Source organism: Bartonella sp. AP57NXGY (assembly GCF_042195805.1).
Classification (GTDB): Bacteria; Pseudomonadota; Alphaproteobacteria; order Rhizobiales; family Rhizobiaceae; genus Bartonella.
Window position 1 is genome coordinate 1 of the sequence record NZ_JBHIOZ010000348.1, and the last position, 1,071, is coordinate 1,071.

At 38.4% G+C, this 1,071-nt stretch carries 1 protein-coding gene; it reads left to right on the top strand.

The features are described 5' to 3' along the window. The first annotated feature begins 494 nt into the window (after positions 1 to 494). Positions 495 to 959, top strand: a complete 465-nt coding sequence (locus ACFIL8_RS10800; RefSeq protein WP_375689773.1) for a hypothetical protein — start codon at positions 495 to 497, stop codon at positions 957 to 959. The last annotated feature ends 112 nt before the right edge of the window (positions 960 to 1,071 follow it).

A 1,071-nucleotide genomic window follows, 5' to 3' on the forward strand; every position in this document is an offset into this window, starting at 1 on the left:
TTCATTGCACACCCCCAAAGATTTGCTCTCTCAAACATGCCAATCCTCTGGATGTAATTTTTGTTGAAGGGAGCACTCTTTCTGTACCATCTGGTCTTTGAATGGTGATAGCAGGACAGTCCATGAAACCTTTTTTGATTTTGTCCTCAGTAAGGAATATAATCAACTGTTACAACCCATTTTTTTGCATGGGTTGTTTAGGTTGTGTTAAGAACAGGTGTTGTAAAATTCGCATGTTTAAAACCTTAATTTTACCTATAGATCTAATTGTCTCAAATTTGACTGTATAAAGTGTTTTGTATTTCTAAAGTGGATTTTTCCCCTGTCAAAAAAGTTCAAATTGCTTTATACGGTGCCTTTTTGTCGATTTAAATGCATATACAATCATAAAATGATCAGTACTTTTCACTATTTTGTCGTTTTAAGCCGCCTTTGAATTGCTACTGTTATGTTGCTCTTCACTAGGCTTGCTTATTCTCACGAATGAAATGTGCTTGCCTCCTAAAGCCAAATTACGGGTATTTTCAACTCGTAGCTATGCGAATCATGCCTTTGATTTTTGGTCTGTTAATAAGAGATTTTTGACGAGTGATGAGTTTTCGCCATGCATGTATGGAAGTAATCAAGCAACCAGTATTGTAGGCAATCAAGCGCCTTCTCCTAAGACGTCTGGAGGACACGTTGATACAAACAATAGACGGATGATTTCGCATATCGGTTGTGAGGATGGTTGCGGTTATGTTTGGCAATATTTGTCTGGTTGTTATCCAGTGACTAAATGGCATACAGGGGAGCAAGGAAGCAGTTTACGTGTAGACATAAATGTTATGTTGGGAGGAGGCGATTGGACTGGTGGCTCTAACAATGATCATCTTGTACGGAATTTTGCGCATTCTCGTTATGTAGAAGATGAAAAAATAGGCGCCCGTGGATGTAGCGAGCCACTTTATTATAATTAACGCGAGATTGATTAGAACATCATTTTATCCAGCCCCACTTTTGTGGGGCTTTTTTTATGGAGCGTCAGATGAGAAAGATATCGAAAGAAGGATTAGAGCTTATCAAACAATG